The 2,230-nt window shown below is 73.5% G+C and carries 3 protein-coding genes; 1 reads left to right on the top strand and 2 read right to left on the bottom strand.

The window, feature by feature from the left end:
• Nucleotides 1-92: 92 nt before the first annotated feature.
• Nucleotides 93-524 carry a DUF1761 domain-containing protein gene (locus IEY71_RS10270; protein ID WP_189085253.1) on the bottom strand — a complete coding sequence of 144 codons (432 nt, stop codon included), beginning with the start codon at nucleotides 522-524 and terminating at the stop codon, nucleotides 93-95.
• Between the two features lie 111 nt (nucleotides 525-635).
• Between IEY71_RS10270 and IEY71_RS10265 the strand changes: the two genes are divergently transcribed.
• Nucleotides 636-1,403, top strand: a complete 768-nt coding sequence (locus IEY71_RS10265; RefSeq protein ID WP_189085252.1) for a hypothetical protein — start codon at nucleotides 636-638, stop codon at nucleotides 1,401-1,403.
• 33 nt (nucleotides 1,404-1,436) lie between these two features.
• On the opposite strand, the gene IEY71_RS10260 is transcribed toward IEY71_RS10265, so the two are convergent.
• A partial coding sequence (locus IEY71_RS10260) for an LLM class F420-dependent oxidoreductase (protein WP_308426139.1) occupies nucleotides 1,437-2,230 on the bottom strand: 794 nt, incomplete at its 5' end.

The following is a 2,230-nucleotide window of genomic DNA, read 5'->3' as shown; positions in this document are numbered from 1 at the left end:
AGTTGCCCGACTTTCATGAAAGTCGGGCAACTCGGTCTTCTGGCGGGCGCGCGGGGCGCGCAGGGCGCGCAGGGCGCGCAAGGCGCGCAGGGCTAGACGGTGCCGGCGGGCGGCCAGACGCCGATGATGAGCGCCATCACGAGCACCGTCACGAGCTCGTGCGCGATGTTCATCGTGGTGAGCGCGGGCGGCCGCCCCTCGAAGGCGTCGTGCGTGATGAAGCGCGCGGCCGTGAACCCGGCCCACAGCGCGCCCGCCGTCAGCAGGGCGCCGAGCAGGAAGTTGCCCCCGTAGAAGTGCCACGCGATCGCCGTCGCACCCGCGAGCACCCACGCCGTGATGAAGCTCACGAGCACGGTCACCAGGATCGCGCCGACGGCGCTCGAGGCGGCCCCGTCGAGATCGACCTTGGCGAGCTTCGCCCAGCGGGTGCCGAAGACCTTCGGCGTGTACCAGATCGAGCCGACGACCATGCTCGACAGCGTGGCGAGGAGAACGGCCCAGTAGTTGATCTCGGGGGTCATGACGGCTCCTTCTCGAGCGCGGATGTTGAGCCGAGCGTAGCGCCGCCGCCCGCACCGCCGTCGGATGCGGCATGCTGAGCCCACCGGCGCGCGCCGGAGAACGGAGTCCGCATGGCGCAGCCCGACGACCACTCGGCGTCACGCCGCACGCAGCTCGAGCGCCTCGTCTACGGCGCGGGCGCGAGCGAGGAGGAGCGCGCGGCGGCCGAGCGCGAGCTTGCCGCCCTGCGTCGCCGCGACGCGGGAGCGGATGCCCCGGCTGGGTCGGACGGCCCGCCCGACCCGGATGCCCCGGAAGGATCGGATGCCGCGCCCGCCCCGCGTGCCGCATCCGATGCCGTGCCCGCCCCTCCCCCCGACGCCGCACCCCGCGCCTGGTACCGCTCGCGTACGCTGCTCGTCGCGGCATCCGCCGCCGTCTTCGGGCTCCTGCTCGGCGGCCTGGTCGGCTGGCAGCTCTCCCGGGCGCCCGCCGCCACGGGGACGAACGGCGTGCCGGTGGCGGGCTCCGGGGCGGAGGCCATGCTCCAGCGCCCGGCGGACTTCGACGACCGGCCCGCGCTCTTCGACGCCGAGTCCGGCATCGACCGCGACAGCCTGCGCCGGATCGCCACTTCGGACGGCGGCGGCGAACGGGCGGATCGCGGGGTCGCCGCCTACGGTGCGCGCAGCACCGACGGCCGGGAACTCTGCCTCGCCGTCGTCTGGGAGCGGATGGGCGGCGGCGGCACCGCGTGCACGAGCGGCGGCCGGATCCCGCCGAACGGCCTCGCCATCGAGATGGGGACGAGCGATCCGAGCGCACCGAACGGGATCCTCACGCTGCGCGCGACGTGGTTCGCCGACGGCACGGTGCAGCTCGGCATCCCGCTGCTCTGAGCGCGGCCCGGCCGGCCGCGCTCAGAGCCCGGCTCAGGCGTTCTTGGCGTCGCGCCACTCCAGCCAGCGCCGCACCGGCGCCAGGTCGTAGTCGGGCCCGGACACGCCGATCGTGAAGAGCCGCACGCCCGCGTCGTACAGCGCGTCGGCGTGCGCGACGTCCTCGCCCTTCCGGTCCAGCTCGTTCGACACCGTGATCGTCGAGACGTCGCGGCCGACCTCGTCGCCCCAGCGCTTCAGCACGTCGAGCTTGTGGCCGAGCTCGTCGGGCTGCACGAAGGAGTGCCAGATGTCGGCGTGCTCGGCGACGATGCGCAGCGTCTTGCGTTCGCCCTTGCCGCCGATCATCACCGGGATGTCGCGCGTCGGCGCGGGGTTCAGCTTCGCCCAGCGCGAGCGGATGCGCGGCAGCGCCTCGGCGAGCGCGGCGAGCCGGGTGCCGGGGGTGCCGAACTCGTAGCCGTACTCGTCGTAGTCGCGCTCGAACCATCCGGCGCCCGTGCCGAAGATGAAGCGGCCCGTGCCGCCCTTCGCCGAGACGTGGTCGAGGGTGCGGGCCATGTCGGCCTGCAGGTCGGCGTTGCGGTACGAGTTGCAGTTCACGAGGGTGCCGAACTCGATGCGCTCGGTCTGCTCGGCCCAGGCGCCGAGCATGCTCCAGCCCTCGAAGTGCAGGCCATCCGGGTCGCCGGAGAGGGGGTAGAAGTGGTCCCAGTTGAAGACGACGTCGGCGCCGAGCTCCTCGACGCGCAGGACGGCGTCGCGGATGGCGGAGTACTCGGCGTGCTGCGGCTGGAGCTGCACGCCCAGGCGTGCGCGGGATTCGA

This window comes from Agromyces mediolanus, assembly GCF_014648575.1.
Classification (GTDB): Bacteria; Actinomycetota; Actinomycetes; order Actinomycetales; family Microbacteriaceae; genus Agromyces; species Agromyces mediolanus.
The sequence above is the reverse complement of the archived record's forward strand: the minus strand, read 5'-3'. Positions and strand labels throughout refer to the sequence as shown.